This is a genomic window from Companilactobacillus nantensis DSM 16982 (genome assembly GCF_001435815.1).
GTDB lineage: Bacteria > Bacillota > Bacilli > Lactobacillales > Lactobacillaceae > Companilactobacillus > Companilactobacillus nantensis.
The window spans coordinates 70,152-89,163 of record NZ_AZFV01000007.1; the positions used below are offsets into that span (position 1 = coordinate 70,152).

The following is a 19,012-nucleotide window of genomic DNA, read 5'->3' on the forward strand; positions in this document are numbered from 1 at the left end:
TTGTGGTAGTTGCAATTAAATTAATGTTCTAGCTTACGAACTGCGAGATCTCCCAGTCCTTGAATAACGAAAACCAATACTAAAATGAATAACATGGAAACAATTGTCACATCATTTTCGAAACGTTGATAACCAACGGAAATGGCCATGTTACCAAGACCACCACCACCAACGGCACCAGCCATGGCAGTTAATCCAATCAAACTAATGATTGTCAAAGTTCCGGAACGAATCAATTCAGGTAATCCTTCGCGTAGGTAAACACGGAAGATAATTTTCATTGGTGACAATCCGATTGCTTCAGCGGCTTCAATTACACCAGGGTCAACTTCAACTAATGCCAATTGAACTTGTCGTGCAAAGAATGGAGCTGTTCCGATAACTAACGGTACCAAAGCACCAGTAGGTCCAATTGTTTGGCCGACAATCAACTTAGTGAACGGTCCGATAACCGCTAGCAAAATGATGAACGGAATTGATCTGAATAGGTTGACTAACTTATCCAACCAATAGTAGAAATTCTTATGTGGTGTAATGCCGTCTTTTGCTGTAACGACTAAGAGAATTCCTAAGATGATACCAATAATACCGGCAAATAAGGCACTGACAAAAGTCATATAAAGTGTTTGCCAGATAGCGGTAACGAAACCATTATCGCCTTCCCAGTTAGCAACAACGTTGGGTAAAAACTTATTTACTAATCCTGTCATGAATTATTTGCCCTCTTTCTTTAAATCAATTTCTTTAACATTAACTTTTAAACTATTTAAATATTTAATTGCTTCTTCAACTTTGTCATCATCACCTGTTAAAGCGAATAGCATAATTCCAACTGTGGTATTTTGGAGTCTTTCAATATTACTGAAAAGAATATTTGCTTCAACTTGGAAACGTTTATATAGTTCAACAACAATTGGTTCATTAGTTGAATCACCGATATAATTCAATTCAATCAGACGACCGGAAAGCTTATCAACGATTCCACTATCACGAATTTCATCAAGGACAGAACCGATGTGTGTTGATGTATTAACAAAGTCCTTCGTCAATTGTTCCTTTGGATTACCAAAGATTGAAAGCAAGTCGCCCTCTTCAATTAAACGACCATTTTCCATGACGGAAACGCGATTACAAATTTGTTTAATGGCATCCATTTCGTGAGTGATAATCACGATGGTAATACCTAATTCTTTGTTCAAACGACCAAGTAGATCCAAGATTTCAGTGGTAGTCTTTGGATCCAAAGCACTTGTAGCCTCATCAGAAATCAGAATTTCAGGATCATTTGCAAGTGCACGCGCAATTGCCACACGTTGTTTTTGACCACCGGATAATTGTGATGGATAGTTATTAGCACGATCTGACAAGCCTACAATGTCCAAGAGCTTGTCGATTTTCTGCTTACGTTCAGCCTTACTTAAACCTGAATCACGTAATGGAAAATCAACATTTCCATAGACGGTCAAGGAATTCATTAAATTAAAGTGTTGGAAAATCATTCCAATATTACGACGAGCTGTACGCAAATCTTTTTGACTTAATTCGAGCATGTTTTGACCATTCACGATAACTGTCCCAGCTGTTGGCTTTTGTAATAAATTGATTACACGAACCAAAGTACTCTTACCAGCACCGGAGTAGCCAATCACCCCGAAAACGTCGCCTTTCTTAACGTCAATTGAAACATCTTTAACGGCTTCAATTGTTTTCCCTTCATTTTGAAAGGTAACATCTATTTTCTTAAGCTGAATTATCCCATTTTGTTCTGCCATTTAATAATTACTCCCTTAACTTAAAATCTTTGAATCGCGATAGTTTGTGTGACTAAACGATCCCCAAATCATAAAGTCATGTAGGCCTCCGGGAGTGATAGAAATTTGCCTGCTGTGGGACCGTCTGGAGCCAAGGTCTCCAGACTCGGTTTTGAACTTCGCAAAGTACGCGAATTTCAAAACACGTCCTGTGCTGTAAGAGCTAAAGCTCTAACACCACTGCCACTGCTGGCAAATTCTATCACTCCCTCCGGCTAATTAATACTGCAGCTTACTTTATCTAACTAAAGCTAACACCAAATTCTAAACTCTCAAAACCTATTTCTACTATTAATTAAAGCTTAGCGTTCCAAGCAGGAATTTCGTTTCCGCCGTAAACTTTCTTGATTTCTTTTTCAACATCTTTAGTTTGGAAAGCTTTAACAACTTTCTTGTAAGTCTTGTTATCTTTGTTCTTCTTTTGAGCAACGATGATGTTGATCCAAGGAATTGAGTTCTTGTTGATTTTTTCTGTTACAACGGCTTTCTTAGGGTTCAATTTAGCATCATTAGCAACGTTACCATTAACAACTGCGGCATCAACGTCATCTAGTGAACGAGCTGTTTGAGCTGCGTCTAATGTTGTGAACTTCAAGTTAAGCTTGTTTTCTTTGATATCTTTTGTTGAAGGTAATGTCTTGCTATCATCAAGCTTTAAAACACCATTGTATTCTAGTAATTGTAATGCACGGGCTTCGTTGGAAGCATCGTTAGGAATAGCAATCTTAGCACCGTTCTTTAATTCACTAAGCTTTGTGATCTTGTGTGAATATAAAGCCATTGGTTGGATAACTGTCTTACCAATTGAAACTAAATCACTCTTGTGTGCTTTGTTCCAGGCATTCAAGAAGTCAGTATGTTGATAAGCGTTAATGTCAACTTCCCCTTGAACTAAGGCTGTATTTGGTTGATTGTAATCGTTGAATTGAACAATCTTCAAATCAATGCCTTCACTCTTAACGTTCTTTTGAACAATTTTCCAAATTGGAGCATCTGAAGGGTTGATTCCTACTTTAACTGTTTGGGTCTTACTTTGATTACCGCAACCAGCTAGTACAAAAATAAATAATGCTGTGAAGGCTAATAAAATCACCTTACCAAATTTCTTAACTTTACTCATATCTTTCTCCCACCTTACCTAATACTAATCGACTAAAAAATATTTATGGAAACAAAAAAAGTCGCTTCAAAACTGAACATCTCTGTCCAATCTTAGAAGCGACTCCTCGCGGTACCATTCTAATTCGGAATAAATTTACACTTATCCCCTTAACAACATACAAAATTTCTATATGCGTGTACTGTAAAGGGTACCAACCATTGCATCTTTATCCGAAGATTCAGCGCACCAATCACGGGTCATTTTCATTCAAGTCGTTGCCCTCATCTCAGCAAATAGAGGTTTTCTGTACAAACGAGGCTGAATTACTTCCCCCGATCAAATTGTTTAATAAATATCTTTTGTTAATCGTTGGTTAGATAATACAATCTAATTTTTGAAATGTCAATCAATAAAAATAAGTTTTTTCAGTTAGTTTTCTAATTTTATATTTATATGCCAAATGGTATTTATAACATGATATTGAAAGAAGTCCCGTCTTTTCAATGGTTTCTGAGGTTTGCCGTTATGCGTTTTATAACGTTCTAATGATATTTTTGTAGAAATAAAAAGTTTATAAATATCTTTTCATTTTAGAATTTACATTAGTAAAATTAAATTTTTACTAATAATGATATTATCAACTAAAATAACTATATTCCTTTTACTACTCATATATAATTTTCAAATAAATGAGATAATAAAACTAAAATTCGACCACCAAAGGATAATTAAATGTCTCTGCCAATTGATAGTATTAAATCTCGTCAAATTACCCAAACCGATTTTGAATCTAAATATTTTTATAAAACTGAATTGCAATCTATTTGTCGTAGTTTAGATTTAAACACTACTGGTACTAAATACGATCTAAATAAGCGAATTATTAATTACTTAAATTCAGAAACACAACCTATTATTGTCATGAAAAAACAGCATACGGTTTCTAAAGTTTTAACATTAGACACCTCAATCATTGATGGTGTTAAATTGAACCAAACTTTACGTGATTTTCTCGCACAACATTACCACCAAGAATTCTTCAAATTTTCAAAAGAAATGGCTGTGGCTATCCGTAATGCTAAAAAAACAAATGATTCAACGGTTACAATTCAAACACTTATTGATATTCACGATAGAAAACTTTTAATTGATACCAAAAAAGATGATGTGAGCTATCAATGGAATCAATTTGTTAAGGATTTCTGTGCTGATTCTGCTACTCAAAAATTCAGTAATAAGTTAAAATCAGCAGCTATTTTATGGAAAATCGTTAAAAATCAACCCGATAAACGTTATTCCCATCAACTTTTGAAACATTTGTCATAACAAAAAAGGCCTTCTAAATTAATAGAAAGTCTTTTTCGGCAATTGTCTGTTGCATCTATATTCTACCCTAAATTATGATAAAACTTCAACTGAAGCTGTTGTAACACCATATGAAGGAATTGATGAACTAGGCATAGCAACATCTAATTGTTGTGAGTTAGAGTTAGCAAATGTTCCTGTATCATTAACTGTTCTGTAAAGAACTGTTCCGTCAGATAAAGTAATCTTCAATTGTGTACCCTTAGGGAATACTGAAAGGTTAGCGGCAACACCACTGTAACCCATGTTTGAACCTAAAACAGCTGGATCATAGAAAGAAATCTTGAATGTTCCTTGTGAAGTACCAGTTGTACTTGCTGATTGTGTTGTAGCTTGTGAAGTTGTATCTGTTGTTTGTTGTGTTTGTGTAGTATCTGTAGTTGTGTCTGTTGAAGCGGCTGTTGTATCAGTTGTTGCGGCAGCTTGTGTATCAGCAGATGTATCTGTAGTTGTATCTGTAGTTGTATTTGTATTTGCGGTTGTAGTTGTAGCGCCAGGCAATGTGATTGTTTCACCTGGGAAGATTAAGTCAAATCCGCCAACTTCACGTCCGTTAGCTTGTTCTAGAGCAGAAATACTAATTCCGTTAGCTTCGGCGATACTCTTGTATGAATCACCCTTTTCAACTGTAACCTTGTTTCCGTTAGTTACGGCAGCTTGGGCTGTATTTGTTGAAGCTAAAACTCCTGTCAAAGCCATTGCACTTACTAAAGCGATAGATAAAACTTTTTTCATAAATTAATTACATCCTTAATATTTAAAATTTAATTTCTCTCAATTGCTATGGTGCTATACTAACAGCTCAATATTACACAACAACGTCCGCAAAGTTACATTTTCCAGATATTATGTAATCTTAGTAATGTTAGTGAAATATTAAATATTTAAGGTAACTCAGACTTTTATTGTCATGGAGATATAATCATGTTATAGTTATATATATGAAGAATAAGAAAACAAGATTGTCCGCAAAACTACTAATAATGTTAGTCGCTTTGGAACTTATCGCATTTAGTCTAAATATGTTCTTCGAGCCGCACAGTATAGCAGCCGGTGGAGCTACCGGAATTGCTATCTTGTTGCAAGCAGGATGGAAAATCCCAACATTCATCTCGGTTCTTGTCATAAATATTGTGATGTTAGTACTGGCCTACTTACATTTAGACCGTCAAACAACGGTTAAACTAGCACTTGGAAGTTTCATGCTTCCGTTATTGTTATATATCACACCCGTCTATAACTTGATTCCTAACAGTCGAGTTCTTTCTATAATAGTAGGAAGTATTATTTTCGGAATAGGTTTAGCAATTTTATATACACTCAATATGTCAAGTGGTGGGACAACCGTTCCGCCAATGATCATCCATAAAAACTTCGGGGTCGACAAATATATTAGTTTGTTCATCATCGATGCCATTGTCTGCTTAGGAAACATTGCTTTAACAGATATCGTTTCTTTCCTATTAGCAGTCATGTCAGTCGGAATTTCAAGTCTTTCAATTAAGGGCTTTGGAATCATTCATGCAAGAAGATTGGCACAAGCATAATAAAAGGCGCACATATCAAAGTATCGAAATTCGAGTATTTTGACATATGCACCTTTTTTGTTTGGTCTATTTTAAATTTTGTTGTTCCTTAGAAATAACTTGATTATTAGAAATTTCAATTTTAATCATCGCATCAGCCGTTGGATCAGCTTCCAAAAGATCTGATTCGTATGTTAAAGTTCTGACACCATTCACATCAGAATAATCGTCAGGATCACCTAACGTATTAATAACTTTGTTATAACTATCACCATTTTGAAGTTTATCGTAATCCAAAGAAGTTAAAACTTTCTTCCTATCTATGTTTAAACCTTGAATGGATTTAGAAGTTGCTTTATCTTTTTCAAATGTAATTTGAATAGTAATATTTTGATTACTATCTGTTCCGTTCCAAATCATAGTTTTGATTGGATTATTGACATCTAATTGTTGCGTTGTTGTGGGCTGCCCTAACAATTGAACAATTTCATCTTTATCGAAACCTTTTTTACCAGTTTTAATAGAATTATATTTAGCTACGATTGAAGGATTATCTTCAATTTTCTTTTTTTCAGCTAAACTTTTACTTTGACTAACAGTAGCTTTGTCAGCTTGACCCTTGTAAAATGAGTAATTTGCGACGTATGTTGTGGCTGACACTATAATAAAGATAGAAAAAATCGTAATCCAAAACCAGTTTCTATGGTAGAAAGGTTTGCTATCTTTTTCATCCATCATTTGCATACCTCCGTTCACATAGTGTATTTTAACAATATTCATGTTAAGTAGCATCTTTAACGCATTATTTTTTAATATACCCATAAAAATATAGTCAACACCTTACGTCATTAGACATCGAGATATTGATCTATTTTTTTCTTAAAATTAAATCATCCTTAAAAATTAAATTACTCATAGACAAATATTCTATATTGAAATTATTCAAGCAATAAAAAAAAGCCACCCACAACATGAGTAGCTAATTAATAAATGCTTCGACGATGACCAATGTTAATTGCCACAACTATCATATTACCGTCATCAATTTCAACAATCACACGGTAGTTGCCAACTCTATAGCGCCATTGTCCTGAACGATTAGCAGTTAATCCTTTACCAATTGATCTAGGATTATCAATGTCATCTTCATTTTGATAGAGCCATCGTACAATCAACTTTGCCTGATGCTTATCCATTTTTCGAAGAGTTTTTTGTACATCGTGTGTAAATTTCAGTTTATAGCTCATGAAAGACCGCCAAATTCATCCATTATGTCCTTCATGGAAACAGTTTCCTTATTATCCTCAATCCAGCGTTTATGAGCTAAATCGGCAGTTTGCTGGTCGTACTGACTTTCTAATTGATCCATAGAATATTTTTTTAATAATTCAGATAAAGTTATACCGTAAAAATCAGCCATATATTGTAACCATTCTTTTTCAGAGTCGGAAACCCTTATAGTAATCATTGCCATTATATACGCCTCCATTTGTAATACATTGTAATACGAAGTAATAAAATAGGCAACGAAAAAGCCACCACATAAGAATGTGATGACAACCGCCCGACCAATAATATTATTTGTGATCTAATTGACTACCAAAAAGATGTTATTAAGCAATACTTAAAACTCAAAAAGCCAGTCACATCAAGGCTTTTAGCACCTGATATAACTGGCTTAAATCTGCAAAATGGAGGTGAGGGGAATTGAACCCCTGTCCAAGCATAATGCTATGCAAGCATCTACACTCATAGTTGTATCATTTATTGTTTCGCCACTCTGAACGCCATACAACAAGGCTAACCACAGTGACTATTCCGATGATCTCTTTTTAACTATTCAGAATGCACAGTTAAACGTAGCCCAATAATTTTGAGACCCATTTCCAACCCTCGGGCGAAATTAGAATGGATCACGCTTAGACTGTTTTTAGGCAGCTAATGCGTAGTTATTATTATTTTTTGCAGTTATAATAAACTGTGTGTTTTTAGAGGGACACGAAACCCTAAATGCAGCCTGCACGCTACTACACATGTCGAATCCAGAACACCCCCAAGAATGTTCACTTAAATATCATAGCTAATTTTATTGAATATAGCAAATCGTATGACTTATTAAAATAATTCATTTCATAACATAAATAAGCTATCAGCCCATTACTAAAGGTTGATAGCTTATTTTTTTCATTATTGGGTTGATAATTTTTTTAAAGCTTCAATTACTGTAGATTGGCTTAAAATTTCTTTTAAAGCATTTTTTTTATTTTCTTTAATTTGTTCTTCAGTGTATATATTTGAAACTTTTACAATTTTATTCATTTTGATTTACCTCTCATAATAAAATCCTTCGTTGATCGTTCAATATCATAATTAACATTGTTAATTATAAACATGTAGACATCATACTCTGAAAGTTTTCTATTAGCAATCTTTACAGAAATGCTTTCATACAAATCCGCCTTGCTTTGTTCTTCATCAAAAATATAATAATTCAAATACAAAAACATTAACGCGGCAAGTAATCCCGTACGTTTATTACCATTGGAAAAAGCTTGATAATATGCTGTTCTGTGCCAATACTTGGCTGCTTTAAGGGCTATTGATGGACTTCTATCAACTCCGAAATAAACTGAATTTTTTACATCTTCAATAGTATATTCAAGGGTGCTGATATCTGTAACACCTTTTCTTCCATAAACCCCTTCCTCTTTAAAAATATCCTGTGCAGCACCATTATATTCAATCATATCGTCAACATTCAAATACAATGTTTCAATCCCTAGTAATAAATACCTCTTAAATACTACATTATCAATTCTTAACTCAATCTCACCATGTTCACTATCTATCGGAACACTTGTAACAACTATCCTTTTTCTGATTTTAAACTGCTCACGCACCTGACGTTCCAATATATGCATTAAATCATTTAATTCTTTATCAGATTGATACGACCAATAAATAACCCCTTGATATGTTTTTTTTCTAAATCGTATTTTATGATTTTTCATACTGCTATTGTAACAAGAATTATATTTTCTTGTTTGAATTGAAAAGGAAATTTCTCAGGGTTATTATTAACTGTTAAAAAAGCCTAATTATATTAACTAAAATTTTGCTATATCTCCGTATACAAAGCTACTAAAGTGTATTATTCTGTTAAAACAAACAATATAATACATTATTTTCATTGATTTATCACATCCAACAATGCATTATATTACATCTTATTCACCAAAGTCTGTACTATCATCTGTTCAAATCACTCATCATCTCTACTAAGGTTGGAATAATGACGATTTGAGGTGCATATGAATGATTAACGAAATCGGTAAAATAATACGTGAAAAGAGACGATCACTTGGCTTAACCATTGAACAACTGGCAGAAAAAGCCGATGTCAGTGAGAGTTTAGTTTCACAATTGGAACGCGGTGTTAACAGCAATATCTCAATCAATAAGCTTGACCGAATTTCTACCGCAATGAATTTGAAATTAGCAGACCTCTTTGATAAACCTGCTAACAACGGTATTAAGTATCTAGAATTATTAGACTTTCTTGCGGGACTTCCTCGAGAACAACGTGAGGATTTATCTGAAAAAATTCTTGCCTTATTATCTGCTATGAATAACTTATAGAAATACAAAAAAGGTAAAGATTCCTCGTTTTCGAGTGAATCTTTACCTTTTTACTGTTCAATCATCTTGTATTATTTTTACATCCAGCTTGGTTTATCGCCGTCAGTATTAGGTTTATTTAGACCAATACTTTCATTTTGATATTGATTTGGATCATTGATAACCTTCAAAGCAAAATCAGCCACACTTGCACGTGAAACCTCAGTTCCTGTGAATGTTTGATTTAAAGTTCTTTCTTCATAAGCAACTTCTTCGTTATTTGTTAACCAAGACGGACGGATCTCGGTATAAATTACGTCAGAATCATCTAATAATTGAGCTGACTTGCGAAAACCTTGTAAAAATGCTGCAATCGCCTGTTCATTCCATTCGCCAAACTTACCTGTAACTTCGTGACGGGCTCCTAAAGCACTTATAAAAATCAAACGTTGTTTATCAGCCTGTTTCATTGCTGCTAAAATACTTGCCGTTTGATCAGCCAAGTCTGTTCCACCAACATTTGAATAAATAATATCAGCTGGTTCCATTGCTTTAGCCAATTCAGCTGTCTTCAAAACATTTCCATCAACTAATGTTACCCTCTTATTGTCAGAATATTCTGCCAATCGTTGGACATTTCTGAGAAATAAAATCAATTCATCGTCAGTTTCTGCTAAAAGACGCTTTGCCAAAATTTGTGCTGTGGCACCGTGTGCACCAATAATCATTACTTTTTTCATTTAAAAACCTTCTTTTGTCATTTAGTTTCTGTTTTCTACTGACAATACCTTAAATCTTAATAGTCACCATGTCTAATGCTTAGATTTAATCATTATCTATTCATTTTTGTTATGGATAAAAAAGCATCTGTCTGTGACCAAACCATAGATTTTTTCGTTTAAACCAAGTAAGAGCAGCAATCCAAAATCGGATTACTGCTCTTACTTGCCTTAATGCTCGAAAGCTGAGCATGTTTTGTCAAATTCTTATTTCACATTGGCTACCAATTCTTTATGCCCACGTTGGAAAATAAACAGCGAACCAATCAACACACCGATTGCGGCCAAATACATCACGTCATAAGAACTGCGCATGATCAGCATCCCACCCAACAACGGTCCAATCGCTCGAGCAAAAGTCGCGGCCATACTAATAATACTTTGATAACGCCCCGCTTCAGAATTAGGCGTTGATTCACCAATCAATGCTGGAATCCCCGGATAAACGAGCATCTCACCTAGCGTCAACAGCACCATCCCAATTACGAAGGCTAAATATTTGGTCGCTCCAATCAAGGAACCAAATGCAATAATAAAGAAAACAACACCCACTGGAATCTGAATTTTTTTAAACCAAGTTTGATTCTCTATCAAATGATTTATTAATGGAAGAAAGACGACAATAACGATGGCATTTATCGTCCACAATAAACTGTATTTACTAACAGGAATACCTAATTTCGTTAAGTGCGCCGAAATATTACTATTCCATTGAGAATATGAAACCCATGTTGTTCCCAAAAAAATAGCAATTAAAGCTGTTCCTGAACGTAATTTAGTTTTAACTTTAGGCTGATCTGGAGTCACATGCTTAGGTTTCACATCACGATTCCCATACCAAAATACAACCAAGAGAAAGAATGAACTGAGAAAAATGAAGTTAGCAATAAAGACCCAAGTCATTTGAATACCGGCAATATAACCGCCAAGAGCCGTTCCAATCGCATTACCCAAGTTTGTTCCCACATAAATAGCATTAAACATTTTGTATTTATCGACTTCATCAATTTGTGCCCCAAAGGAATTAATTACGGTAAAAGCACTTCCGACTCCAAAACCTAATATTGGTAACAAAATCGGATACGCTGGCCAACCATGGTCAAAAATTAATCCTACTAATGCCAACATCCCAATCATCGTACTAATCATGACTGTTTTATGTCCGCCGATTTTATCGAATAATTTACCTCCAGCATAATTTCCCATAAATGTCAGAATCGAGTTAAAGAACAAAACTGTTCCGGCAACGGCTAATGATTTATGCAAATAATCGTGGATAAAAATCGTATTAATTGGCCAAATAAAGCTAGCCCCGACTGATTCTAGAAAAGCTCCAAGTATCAAAACTTGCGCATTTACTCTTTTCATCAGCAAATCTCCCCATTTGAAAAAAAGACCGCCAGCACTAAGCTAACGATCTTACTAATTATGAGAAAATTCTATCATTCTAAAAAAACTTGTCAATACAGGCTTTATTTAACAACCGTCAATTCGTGTAAAGTCTTACCTTCAGGTGATTTCAACTGTAGCCAGCTATTGGTTCCCGCAAAATATAGGAACGTTCCTACTTCATTGACACTACGTAATTTAACGTCTTGTATAAGGACGTTATTTTTTATTTGGTCAGCATGTTCCTCACGCAAGCGTAAACCGAATTTTCCAGCAAATCCAATTACACCAGCTTTCGTTAATGGTGCTGTTTCTAATAAGTTAGCTCCAGCTTTAATTAAGAACTCATTTCGTTTGACCCAGTAAACTGTCGCCTTACTACCTTTATAATCAATCGAAAATGGCACATCAGTTAACGACTTCACATATTTATGACGTGGCTTCATGGCTACCTTTTTTGGTTTTACCATCTTAACACCAAAAAAACTCAACAAAGGTAAAATTTTCTCCAAGTATTCAGAATAAACATTAATTGATTCCGGAGAAATAGTCATTTCATAACCGACACTCAATTCATACCCTGCTTGATCAAATTCTTTTGTCAGAAAATAGAAGAAATCAGATGCAATAATATTTTCTGGCACATCTATTTCTACAAAATTGCTATCCTCTGACCAATCCTCTAAACTGCCATAACTCAAACCGGCCATTAAATTCTCTTTGATAATAATAAAAATGGCTTCATCATCAACTTCAGTCGGTTGCTTTTTATAATACTTAACTTCACCCAAGTTATCTAATTTGAAAGTAAGCCTCTGATCTGAAAAATCGCCCGAAAATTCTGTTGTCATATATTTACCTTCCAATATTTGTTATTAAGACATTCATTCAAGTTTACCATAGTCAACTGTGATAATTTCTGTTACCAAAATTAATCATTGATAAATATCACTTAAGTCCCAACAATTATTGAATTTATAATAAAATCAATAATTAAATATTAAGTAATTATATTTTTTAACAAATTCCAACATTATATAACATGGTTTATAAAAAATGAAATCTAATCCCCTCACATAGATTATATAATATATCATGATAAGGGCATTGATACGATTATTGGTTATTAAAAATTGAGGAAATAGTTTTGAAATAAAAACTAGTTTAATAATCACTATATCAAATATAACCATACTAAATACTTAAATCTAACCTGCGAGGGGTAATAACTATGGGAATGAATAAAAATTTCAAGTTATTTTTAATTGGTATTTTTTCAATTTTTTTAACTTTAATTTGCTTTACACAAACTGCATCAGCTGCGTCTGTTACTATTGGACCTTATGATTTTGACGACGGCATTACCAATTGGAGTCAATTTACTTCTAATCAAGTTGCCAATATCCCTATTGATGGCACCAATCTTCAATTGGGGTATGCTTTCGGTTTAGCTCAAGATACTAAAGGCAAAGTATCTACTGGTGGCGACGGTACTATTGCCTCCGATAGTATTTCCTCTGGTGACAGATCTCAATATTCTAAAGTCAATATTTTTCTAAATCAGAATGGCAACTATATCAGTTCGGTCTTTCAAGGTGGATATACTAGTACTGGAACTAATCGAGAAAATGTTTCTCCATCTTCTCCGGACTTTATGATTGCCCCTAATGGACCATCATCATTACAAGGGATTACCTCATCAGCTTATAACATTTTGGGAAACCCTAGTGCTAATAATAATGGTACCGGAAATACTGGTATGACATCCAAGAAATATTATGTTGGAACAGATGCCAACGGTCACCCAGCCTATAAAATAATGGGTCACTTTACTAGAACTAATAATTCCGGATACAAAAATGGAACTTACGACATGGAAGTAGAAATTCTCTTGCGAGCTTCACCAACCAATTCAGCAATTGTTCAAAGAGAAATGTACGTTAAAAATTTGTCTACTGATACCGCCGAATTCATAACACTTTACAGTGAAGATACTAAACTAGGTGACAGTAATGGTATCAACAACGATATGGTACCAGTTTACGATCTCGGAAATAAACAAGGAATTTATGTTCAAGATACATATTCAGGTAACAATTATCGTCTATTCGTAACTAATAATTTACCCGACGGATTTAATAGTTACGTCGGACAAATCAAGTCTAGTAATTGGGCTACAGGATTCGCTAATAATTTAGTAACTGGTACTGGTGCTGAAGCTAATAATAATCCGAAAGGCACGTTATTGACTGGATTTGGTGATACAGCCTATACCTTGAAATGGAATCCAACCACTCTAAAAACAAACGAAACAGCTCATTTTGGTTCAACCATGGGCGTCACTGCTAAGCCATACTCAATCATGACACCTGAAAAAACTTACACCAACGAAACTCGTTCTGATGGAACAAATATGGTTGGCGATACATTAAAATTCAACTTAAAAATCACCAACAACGGTTATGGAGCTAAATGGAACTATAACAAACTAGTTGATAAATTACCTGCTGGCTTACAAGTTGACGCCTCATCAATGGCAATCAGCAATAATGGCGGAACTTCACAACCACTTGATGAATCCGATTATGATGTAGCAACTAATACCATCACTGTTCCACCTGGGATATCGTTAACTGATGATCAATACGCCACAATTACTTTTAAAGCAACAATAACCAAAGCTGCCTTAACGAGTTCTGGTGGCGAAAATACAATAACTAATACAGCTGATTTTAGTGGTATCGATGTTGGAAATAATGAAACTGTCCAGAAGACCTTCCCTGCTTCAGTTGATATTAAGGTTCAGCCAGCTAGACTTAACTATACTTTTACCAAACAAGTCAAAAAGCATGGTGACATAGCTTATTCACAAAGTGTTGATGCTAAAAAAGGTGCCGTTGTTGATTATCAAATTATCTATTCAATCGATTCTGGAAGTACAGATAGTGTAAACGCCGGTGCAGTATTGGATGACGTTCTACCAGAAGGACTCAAACTCGATACATCTTCAATTAAAATTTGGGGACCTGGCGACGACGACAATGGTGGTTATCATCAAGATCACATTAGTACTGGAGTTAATGCTATCGGTAAAGGACAACGTGTTAAAGTTGAATTCAGCGCTACCGTCACCGCTTCTTCGGTTGGAAAATTAACCAATACGGCAACGATGAGCAATGTTACTACGACTGGTAATCAAACTTTTGCCAAACAAACTTCTACTGCTGCTGATGTCAATGTTCAAAACGTTGATGCAATCACTCAAGTGCCAACTAATATCGACTTTGGATCAACTAATATGTACGGTCAAAATAAGACTTTGCACAATGTCAGCACTTTAGGTGAATTAGTTGTTTCCCATCCAAGCAATACGCCATACAATGTCACCGTTTCTTATGATAACGATAGTGCAGATTCACAGATGACTAACAGTAATGGCGATACACTGCCAACAGATGCCACAGGCTTAATTTTTATTAAACAAAGAACCGATAAAGATACTGATGTTGGTACATGGACGCCAATCACACCAACTGGTACGTCAATTCAAAGCTCTAACTTTACGGATTACAGTACAGCGGTTAACTTAACAAATTATATCGGCGCAGGTAATTGGCAACTTAAGGTTTCTTCCAATACCGTACCTGGTGCTTATAATGGAACTTTGACTTGGGGACTTACTGAATCAATTTAAATATATTTTCATGTTAAAAAGGTCGTTCACACTTTGTTGTGTGAACGGCTTTTTGTTTAAGCAATTGTTATTTTATTCACTAATTAAATCATTAAAAATATCAAAATTGAATTATTAATTAAAACTGAAATTTATTTAAAAAAACTCAATTAATCACTGGATAATCATTGTTATAATGCTTTATCATGGTTTTATTGATGTTGCATGTTCTGAAAATTTCATAAAAAGTAACATTACTCATAGCAATTATACAGTCACATTTTCATTAATAATCAATCTTAAAAACGATTCAAAGGGAGATTACAATTGAAATTCAAAGTTACCTCAATATTATTTATTATTAGTTTTTTTACCGCATTATTATCGTTTATTTGTTTTACAGATACCATTACCGCAGCTATCGGACGTTATGACTTCGATGATGGTATCTCCACTTGGTATTATCCCAGTAATATTATAAATCATGTCGGCGAACTTCCCATTAAGGAAAATCTTAAACTTGGATATGCATTTGGATTGGCACAGGACACTTCTGGAAAAGTTACTACCGGTGGTGATGATACTATTGAAAAAAATTCAATTTCATCAGGTGATCTTTCTAGTTACTCCAAAATGAATGTTTTTCTTAATGATAATAACAACTATATAAGTGCAATATTTCAGAATGGATATTTTGGTGCCGGTAACAAAGAAGGTGTTTCACAAACTTCACCAGACTTTATGATTGCCCCAAGTACTTCTAATACTTTCAAAGGGATTACCTCATCTGCATTTAGCATCCTAGGTAATCCAGAATCAATAAATGGTACCGGTAATACTGGTTTATCTTCAAAGAAATTCTTTATGGGTAAAGACAAAAAAGGTAATCCAGCATATAAAATCATGGGTTATTTTAATCGTAAAAATAATTCTGGATTCAAAAATGGAGACTACAACTTTGAAGTCGAATTATTACTTCGGGCCTCACCAAAATATTCAGCCATGGTTCAAAGAGAGCTCTATGTTAAAAACCTAGACAATAAACCTGCTGAATTTGTCACATTATTTGGTGAAGATACTAAAATCGGCGAAAGTACGTATGGGAATGATTCAGTAGTCGTCAAAGATTTAGGAAACAAAGAAGGCATTTATATTGAGGACCTTAATAATGACAAATATTACCGACTTATGGTAACTAATCAAACAGTTGATGGATTCGACAGTTACAACGGACAAGCTCGTGTATCAAATTGGGCTTCTGGTTTAACTAATGGTTTAGTAACAGGTTCAGGTGCCGAAATTCACAATAATTCTAAAGGTACTCCACTAACTGGGGCAGTCGATTCAGCCTACATTCTAAAATGGAATTCTAAAACTCTTGCCCCCAATAAAATTGCCCATTTTTCATCAGCAATAGGAGTTAATAAAAAAAGTTATTCAATTCCTACACCATCAAAAACCTATATTAATGAAACAAGACAAGATGGTACTAATAGGATTGGTGACAAATTAAAATTCACCCTTCAATTAACTAACAACGGGTATGATTCTCGATGGAACGCTCAGGAAATAATTGATCATATTCCAGAAGGACTAGAAATAGATTCAAGCTCTATCACCCAATCATCAGATTCATTCTTAAATTCACAATCATCACCAACAGACTATGATCCAACTACAAGAACCTTAACCGTGCCTACACCATATAAATTAACCGATGGAAAATCAGAGACAGTCACATTTGAAGCAACACTGACATCTGATGCACTTCAAAACTTAGATCTCGATTCCAATTTCACTAATACTGCTTATTTTTTAGGATCTGACGCGGAAGTTTCATCTAATATGACCGATACCTTTCAAGCTTCGACAAGTTTTCCAGTTTCAACATCAGGTTTTAAATACACCTTCCAAACAAAAATTAAAAACATAACCAACCATGAAGATTATCGAGAATCTACAAATGCAAAAATTGGTGATCGAATCGGCTATCAAACTATATATAGAGTAGAACCCGATAGCCGTTTTGATTTAGTCACAGCCGACAATTTGGATGATAAGCTACCTGATGGACTGCTTCTAGACCCAAAAAGTATCAAAACCCAAGGCGTTAATGGAAAATGGTATGTCCAAGACTGGGGAATCCATACAGGTACAGTAAATACGATTAAACCTGGCCAACAAATAACAACTCAGTTCGAAGTAAATGTTTCTTCTTCGGCCATAGGCACACTCGCCAATAACGCATTCATTACAAACGTAGAAACCAACGAACCTTTTGATAGTAATAAAAAAAATACTACTTACGCTGAACAAGTTGCCAAGGCCGCAATCCTTAATATTCGAAATATGAATGGATTCATAAGTACACCTAAAAATATTGATTTTGGTTCCACACATATGTATGGAAATCCAATCACTCTCAACAACATCTATACTGACGGTAATTTAATTGTGTCACACCCAGATAATAGCAATTTTAAAGTTAACGTTTTCTATGATAACGATAATCAACATAACCATATGGTCAATTCAAATGGTGCAACAATTCCAACTAATGACTCCAATTTACTTTTTATTAAACAAAGAAATAACTCCTTTGAAGACATTGGAACTTGGCAACCAATTCTGCCTGGTGGAACACCCATACAAACAGCTTCCTTCAAGGGAAACCAACAATCATTGAATCTAACTAAATACGTTGGAATAAATGATTGGAGAATAAAGTTAGCCGCAAATACCCCATCAGGACTTTACAAGGGAACCTTAACTTGGGGATTAACTGAATCAGTCTAATTAATCTTGCACTATTATCTCTTTATAAATTCGTAATAAAAATTAAGTTTCCTTAATAAAAGTAATCAAAACAAAACAATTTGGTATTCTTAACTCGTAGGAATCAGTTGTTTTTATTAAAAAAAGTCGTTCACAAATTGTGAGCGACTTTTTCTTTTGACTTAAATGGCCTTTGACAAGACCCAATCTTTAACATCCCCGTGGCTCAAGTTAACTTTCTTAACTGAACGAACGGCGAAATTATTCTTCTTATAAAATGTTACGTTCTTTTTCGTATTAGTTTCCAAAATAATATTCCGGTAACCAATCTTCTTAACGTAAGGACTAATGTGATTGTTCAACATCTTGCTACCGATACCTTGACCACGCAAGGATTTATCCACAGCTAAGTATTCAACAACACACTTTTTCTTACCTTTGACTTTATCGAAAAGATCTTCGAACTTAAAGATATCGAATGCATTGAAACCATTGAATCCACTCTTTAAGATTTCAGGCAACAACTTCAAACCATCCATTGTTAGATAGTCCCAATTGCTGATCTGTCTTCCTTGATTAAATTCAATTAGCGCAACTGCTCTAGGCGTTCCCTTTCCGTCAGCTCCAACATAAACCAAACCTTTTTTCATAAATACATTAACTTCGAGTGCAAAATATTTTCGCATCAACTTGTCGAATTTAGCACTAGAGCGAAATTCTTGTTGGAACATGTTCTTCGTCGTTATGTATTCCTTAAATGATTCTGTAAGTAAATTTATTATCTGGGGTTTATCACTGTTCAACCCGCTTCGAAAATCCAAAAATATGACCTCCTTTAAACAGCCATGTACCTATAATAAGCACTTAAATACAAAATGTCCATTAATCGAGCCATTTAAAATAATTTTATGTGCCAAAAGTCATTTTTGTTATATATTTTTAACAAAAAAGTTTAGGTAAATTATTAGACATTA

General features: G+C 34.4%; 18 protein-coding genes and 1 other RNA gene. 5 read left to right on the top strand and 14 right to left on the bottom strand.

The genetic code is table 11. The features are described from left to right. Window positions 1-20 precede the first annotated feature (20 nt). The 3 genes from FD31_RS04360 to FD31_RS04370 all read right to left on the bottom strand — a co-directional run bounded on the left by FD31_RS04360 (window position 21) and on the right by FD31_RS04370 (window position 2,931). Window positions 21-710 carry a methionine ABC transporter permease gene (locus FD31_RS04360; protein WP_057891546.1) on the bottom strand — a complete coding sequence of 230 codons (690 nt, stop codon included), beginning with the start codon at window positions 708-710 and terminating at the stop codon, window positions 21-23. 3 nt (window positions 711-713) lie between these two features. Further along, on the bottom strand, window positions 714-1,772 hold the full coding sequence (locus FD31_RS04365; RefSeq protein WP_057891547.1) for a methionine ABC transporter ATP-binding protein: 1,059 nt from the start codon (window positions 1,770-1,772) through the stop codon (window positions 714-716). Window positions 1,773-2,106: 334 nt separating this feature from the next. Next, window positions 2,107-2,931 (bottom strand): MetQ/NlpA family ABC transporter substrate-binding protein, encoded by an 825-nt coding sequence (locus FD31_RS04370; protein WP_057891548.1) that lies wholly within the window; start codon window positions 2,929-2,931, stop codon window positions 2,107-2,109. Between the two features lie 714 nt (window positions 2,932-3,645). On the opposite strand from FD31_RS04370, the gene FD31_RS04375 reads away from it, so the two are divergent. Then, window positions 3,646-4,239, top strand: a complete 594-nt coding sequence (locus FD31_RS04375; RefSeq protein WP_057891549.1) for an SAP domain-containing protein — start codon at window positions 3,646-3,648, stop codon at window positions 4,237-4,239. 72 nt (window positions 4,240-4,311) lie between these two features. Here FD31_RS04375 and FD31_RS04380 read toward each other — a convergent pair whose 3' ends face one another. Further along, window positions 4,312-5,013 carry a DPBB and LysM peptidoglycan-binding domain-containing protein gene (locus FD31_RS04380; RefSeq protein WP_057891550.1) on the bottom strand — a complete coding sequence of 234 codons (702 nt, stop codon included), beginning with the start codon at window positions 5,011-5,013 and terminating at the stop codon, window positions 4,312-4,314. A gap of 206 nt (window positions 5,014-5,219) precedes the next feature. On the opposite strand from FD31_RS04380, the gene FD31_RS04385 reads away from it, so the two are divergent. Then, window positions 5,220-5,825 (top strand): YitT family protein, encoded by a 606-nt coding sequence (locus FD31_RS04385; RefSeq protein WP_057891551.1) that lies wholly within the window; start codon window positions 5,220-5,222, stop codon window positions 5,823-5,825. A 66-nt stretch (window positions 5,826-5,891) separates the two neighbouring features. Here FD31_RS04385 and FD31_RS04390 read toward each other — a convergent pair whose 3' ends face one another. From FD31_RS04390 to FD31_RS04405, 6 genes are all read right to left on the bottom strand, one after another. Further along, a complete protein-coding gene (locus FD31_RS04390) occupies window positions 5,892-6,542 on the bottom strand; it encodes a DUF3862 domain-containing protein (RefSeq protein ID WP_057891552.1) in 651 nt (216 codons plus the stop codon). Window positions 6,543-6,787: 245 nt separating this feature from the next. Beyond that, on the bottom strand, window positions 6,788-7,051 hold the full coding sequence (locus FD31_RS04395; RefSeq protein WP_057891553.1) for a type II toxin-antitoxin system RelE family toxin: 264 nt from the start codon (window positions 7,049-7,051) through the stop codon (window positions 6,788-6,790). Continuing rightward, window positions 7,048-7,278 (bottom strand): type II toxin-antitoxin system RelB family antitoxin, encoded by a 231-nt coding sequence (gene relB, locus FD31_RS04400; protein ID WP_057891554.1) that lies wholly within the window; start codon window positions 7,276-7,278, stop codon window positions 7,048-7,050. Before relB ends, FD31_RS04395 begins: the two co-directional genes overlap by 4 nt. A gap of 215 nt (window positions 7,279-7,493) precedes the next feature. After that, window positions 7,494-7,859: a transfer-messenger RNA gene (ssrA, locus tag FD31_RS13880) on the bottom strand. A gap of 132 nt (window positions 7,860-7,991) precedes the next feature. Further along, the gene (locus FD31_RS14460) at window positions 7,992-8,123 is read right to left on the bottom strand and encodes a hypothetical protein (RefSeq protein WP_268872415.1); all 132 of its coding nucleotides are present in this window, start codon (window positions 8,121-8,123) and stop codon (window positions 7,992-7,994) included. Continuing rightward, on the bottom strand, window positions 8,120-8,815 hold the full coding sequence (locus tag FD31_RS04405) for a Fic family protein (protein ID WP_057891555.1): 696 nt from the start codon (window positions 8,813-8,815) through the stop codon (window positions 8,120-8,122). Before FD31_RS04405 ends, FD31_RS14460 begins: the two co-directional genes overlap by 4 nt. A gap of 304 nt (window positions 8,816-9,119) precedes the next feature. On the opposite strand from FD31_RS04405, the gene FD31_RS04410 reads away from it, so the two are divergent. Next, on the top strand, window positions 9,120-9,443 hold the full coding sequence (locus FD31_RS04410; protein WP_057891556.1) for a helix-turn-helix domain-containing protein: 324 nt from the start codon (window positions 9,120-9,122) through the stop codon (window positions 9,441-9,443). Between the two features lie 77 nt (window positions 9,444-9,520). Here the strand turns inward: FD31_RS04410 and FD31_RS04415 are convergent, their stop codons facing one another. The 3 genes from FD31_RS04415 to FD31_RS04425 form a co-directional block, all read right to left on the bottom strand. Further along, window positions 9,521-10,162, bottom strand: coding sequence for an NAD(P)H-binding protein (locus tag FD31_RS04415; protein ID WP_057891557.1), 642 nt, complete (start codon window positions 10,160-10,162; stop codon window positions 9,521-9,523). Between the two features lie 246 nt (window positions 10,163-10,408). Then, entirely contained in the window at window positions 10,409-11,569 is a 1,161-nt protein-coding gene (locus FD31_RS04420) for an MDR family MFS transporter (protein ID WP_057891558.1), read from the bottom strand. Between the two features lie 104 nt (window positions 11,570-11,673). Then, window positions 11,674-12,441 (bottom strand): hypothetical protein, encoded by a 768-nt coding sequence (locus FD31_RS04425; RefSeq protein ID WP_057891559.1) that lies wholly within the window; start codon window positions 12,439-12,441, stop codon window positions 11,674-11,676. 380 nt (window positions 12,442-12,821) lie between these two features. Between FD31_RS04425 and FD31_RS04430 the strand changes: the two genes are divergently transcribed. Then, a complete protein-coding gene (locus FD31_RS04430) occupies window positions 12,822-15,284 on the top strand; it encodes an isopeptide-forming domain-containing fimbrial protein (protein ID WP_057891560.1) in 2,463 nt (820 codons plus the stop codon). Window positions 15,285-15,590: 306 nt separating this feature from the next. Continuing rightward, window positions 15,591-18,059, top strand: a complete 2,469-nt coding sequence (locus FD31_RS04435; RefSeq protein WP_057891561.1) for an isopeptide-forming domain-containing fimbrial protein — start codon at window positions 15,591-15,593, stop codon at window positions 18,057-18,059. Window positions 18,060-18,220: 161 nt separating this feature from the next. Here the strand turns inward: FD31_RS04435 and FD31_RS04440 are convergent, their stop codons facing one another. After that, complete coding sequence (locus FD31_RS04440) at window positions 18,221-18,859, bottom strand: GNAT family N-acetyltransferase (RefSeq protein ID WP_057891562.1); 639 nt, start codon at window positions 18,857-18,859, stop codon at window positions 18,221-18,223. Window positions 18,860-19,012 lie beyond the last annotated feature (153 nt).

Excerpts from the sequence above, each read along its gene's own strand:
- FD31_RS04360 (WP_057891546.1), bottom strand. The coding sequence starts at position 710 with ATGACAGGATTAGTAAATAAGTTTTTACCCAACGTTGTTGCTAACTGG.
- FD31_RS04365 (WP_057891547.1), bottom strand. The coding sequence starts at position 1,772 with ATGGCAGAACAAAATGGGATAATTCAGCTTAAGAAAATAGATGTTACC.
- FD31_RS04370 (WP_057891548.1), bottom strand. The coding sequence starts at position 2,931 with ATGAGTAAAGTTAAGAAATTTGGTAAGGTGATTTTATTAGCCTTCACA.
- FD31_RS04375 (WP_057891549.1), top strand. The coding sequence starts at position 3,646 with ATGTCTCTGCCAATTGATAGTATTAAATCTCGTCAAATTACCCAAACC.
- FD31_RS04380 (WP_057891550.1), bottom strand. The coding sequence starts at position 5,013 with ATGAAAAAAGTTTTATCTATCGCTTTAGTAAGTGCAATGGCTTTGACA.
- FD31_RS04385 (WP_057891551.1), top strand. The coding sequence starts at position 5,220 with ATGAAGAATAAGAAAACAAGATTGTCCGCAAAACTACTAATAATGTTA.
- FD31_RS04390 (WP_057891552.1), bottom strand. The coding sequence starts at position 6,542 with ATGATGGATGAAAAAGATAGCAAACCTTTCTACCATAGAAACTGGTTT.
- FD31_RS04395 (WP_057891553.1), bottom strand. The coding sequence starts at position 7,051 with ATGAGCTATAAACTGAAATTTACACACGATGTACAAAAAACTCTTCGA.
- relB (WP_057891554.1), bottom strand. The coding sequence starts at position 7,278 with ATGGCAATGATTACTATAAGGGTTTCCGACTCTGAAAAAGAATGGTTA.
- FD31_RS14460 (WP_268872415.1), bottom strand. The coding sequence starts at position 8,123 with ATGAATAAAATTGTAAAAGTTTCAAATATATACACTGAAGAACAAATT.
- FD31_RS04405 (WP_057891555.1), bottom strand. The coding sequence starts at position 8,815 with ATGAAAAATCATAAAATACGATTTAGAAAAAAAACATATCAAGGGGTT.
- FD31_RS04410 (WP_057891556.1), top strand. The coding sequence starts at position 9,120 with ATGATTAACGAAATCGGTAAAATAATACGTGAAAAGAGACGATCACTT.
- FD31_RS04415 (WP_057891557.1), bottom strand. The coding sequence starts at position 10,162 with ATGAAAAAAGTAATGATTATTGGTGCACACGGTGCCACAGCACAAATT.
- FD31_RS04420 (WP_057891558.1), bottom strand. The coding sequence starts at position 11,569 with ATGAAAAGAGTAAATGCGCAAGTTTTGATACTTGGAGCTTTTCTAGAA.
- FD31_RS04425 (WP_057891559.1), bottom strand. The coding sequence starts at position 12,441 with ATGACAACAGAATTTTCGGGCGATTTTTCAGATCAGAGGCTTACTTTC.
- FD31_RS04430 (WP_057891560.1), top strand. The coding sequence starts at position 12,822 with ATGGGAATGAATAAAAATTTCAAGTTATTTTTAATTGGTATTTTTTCA.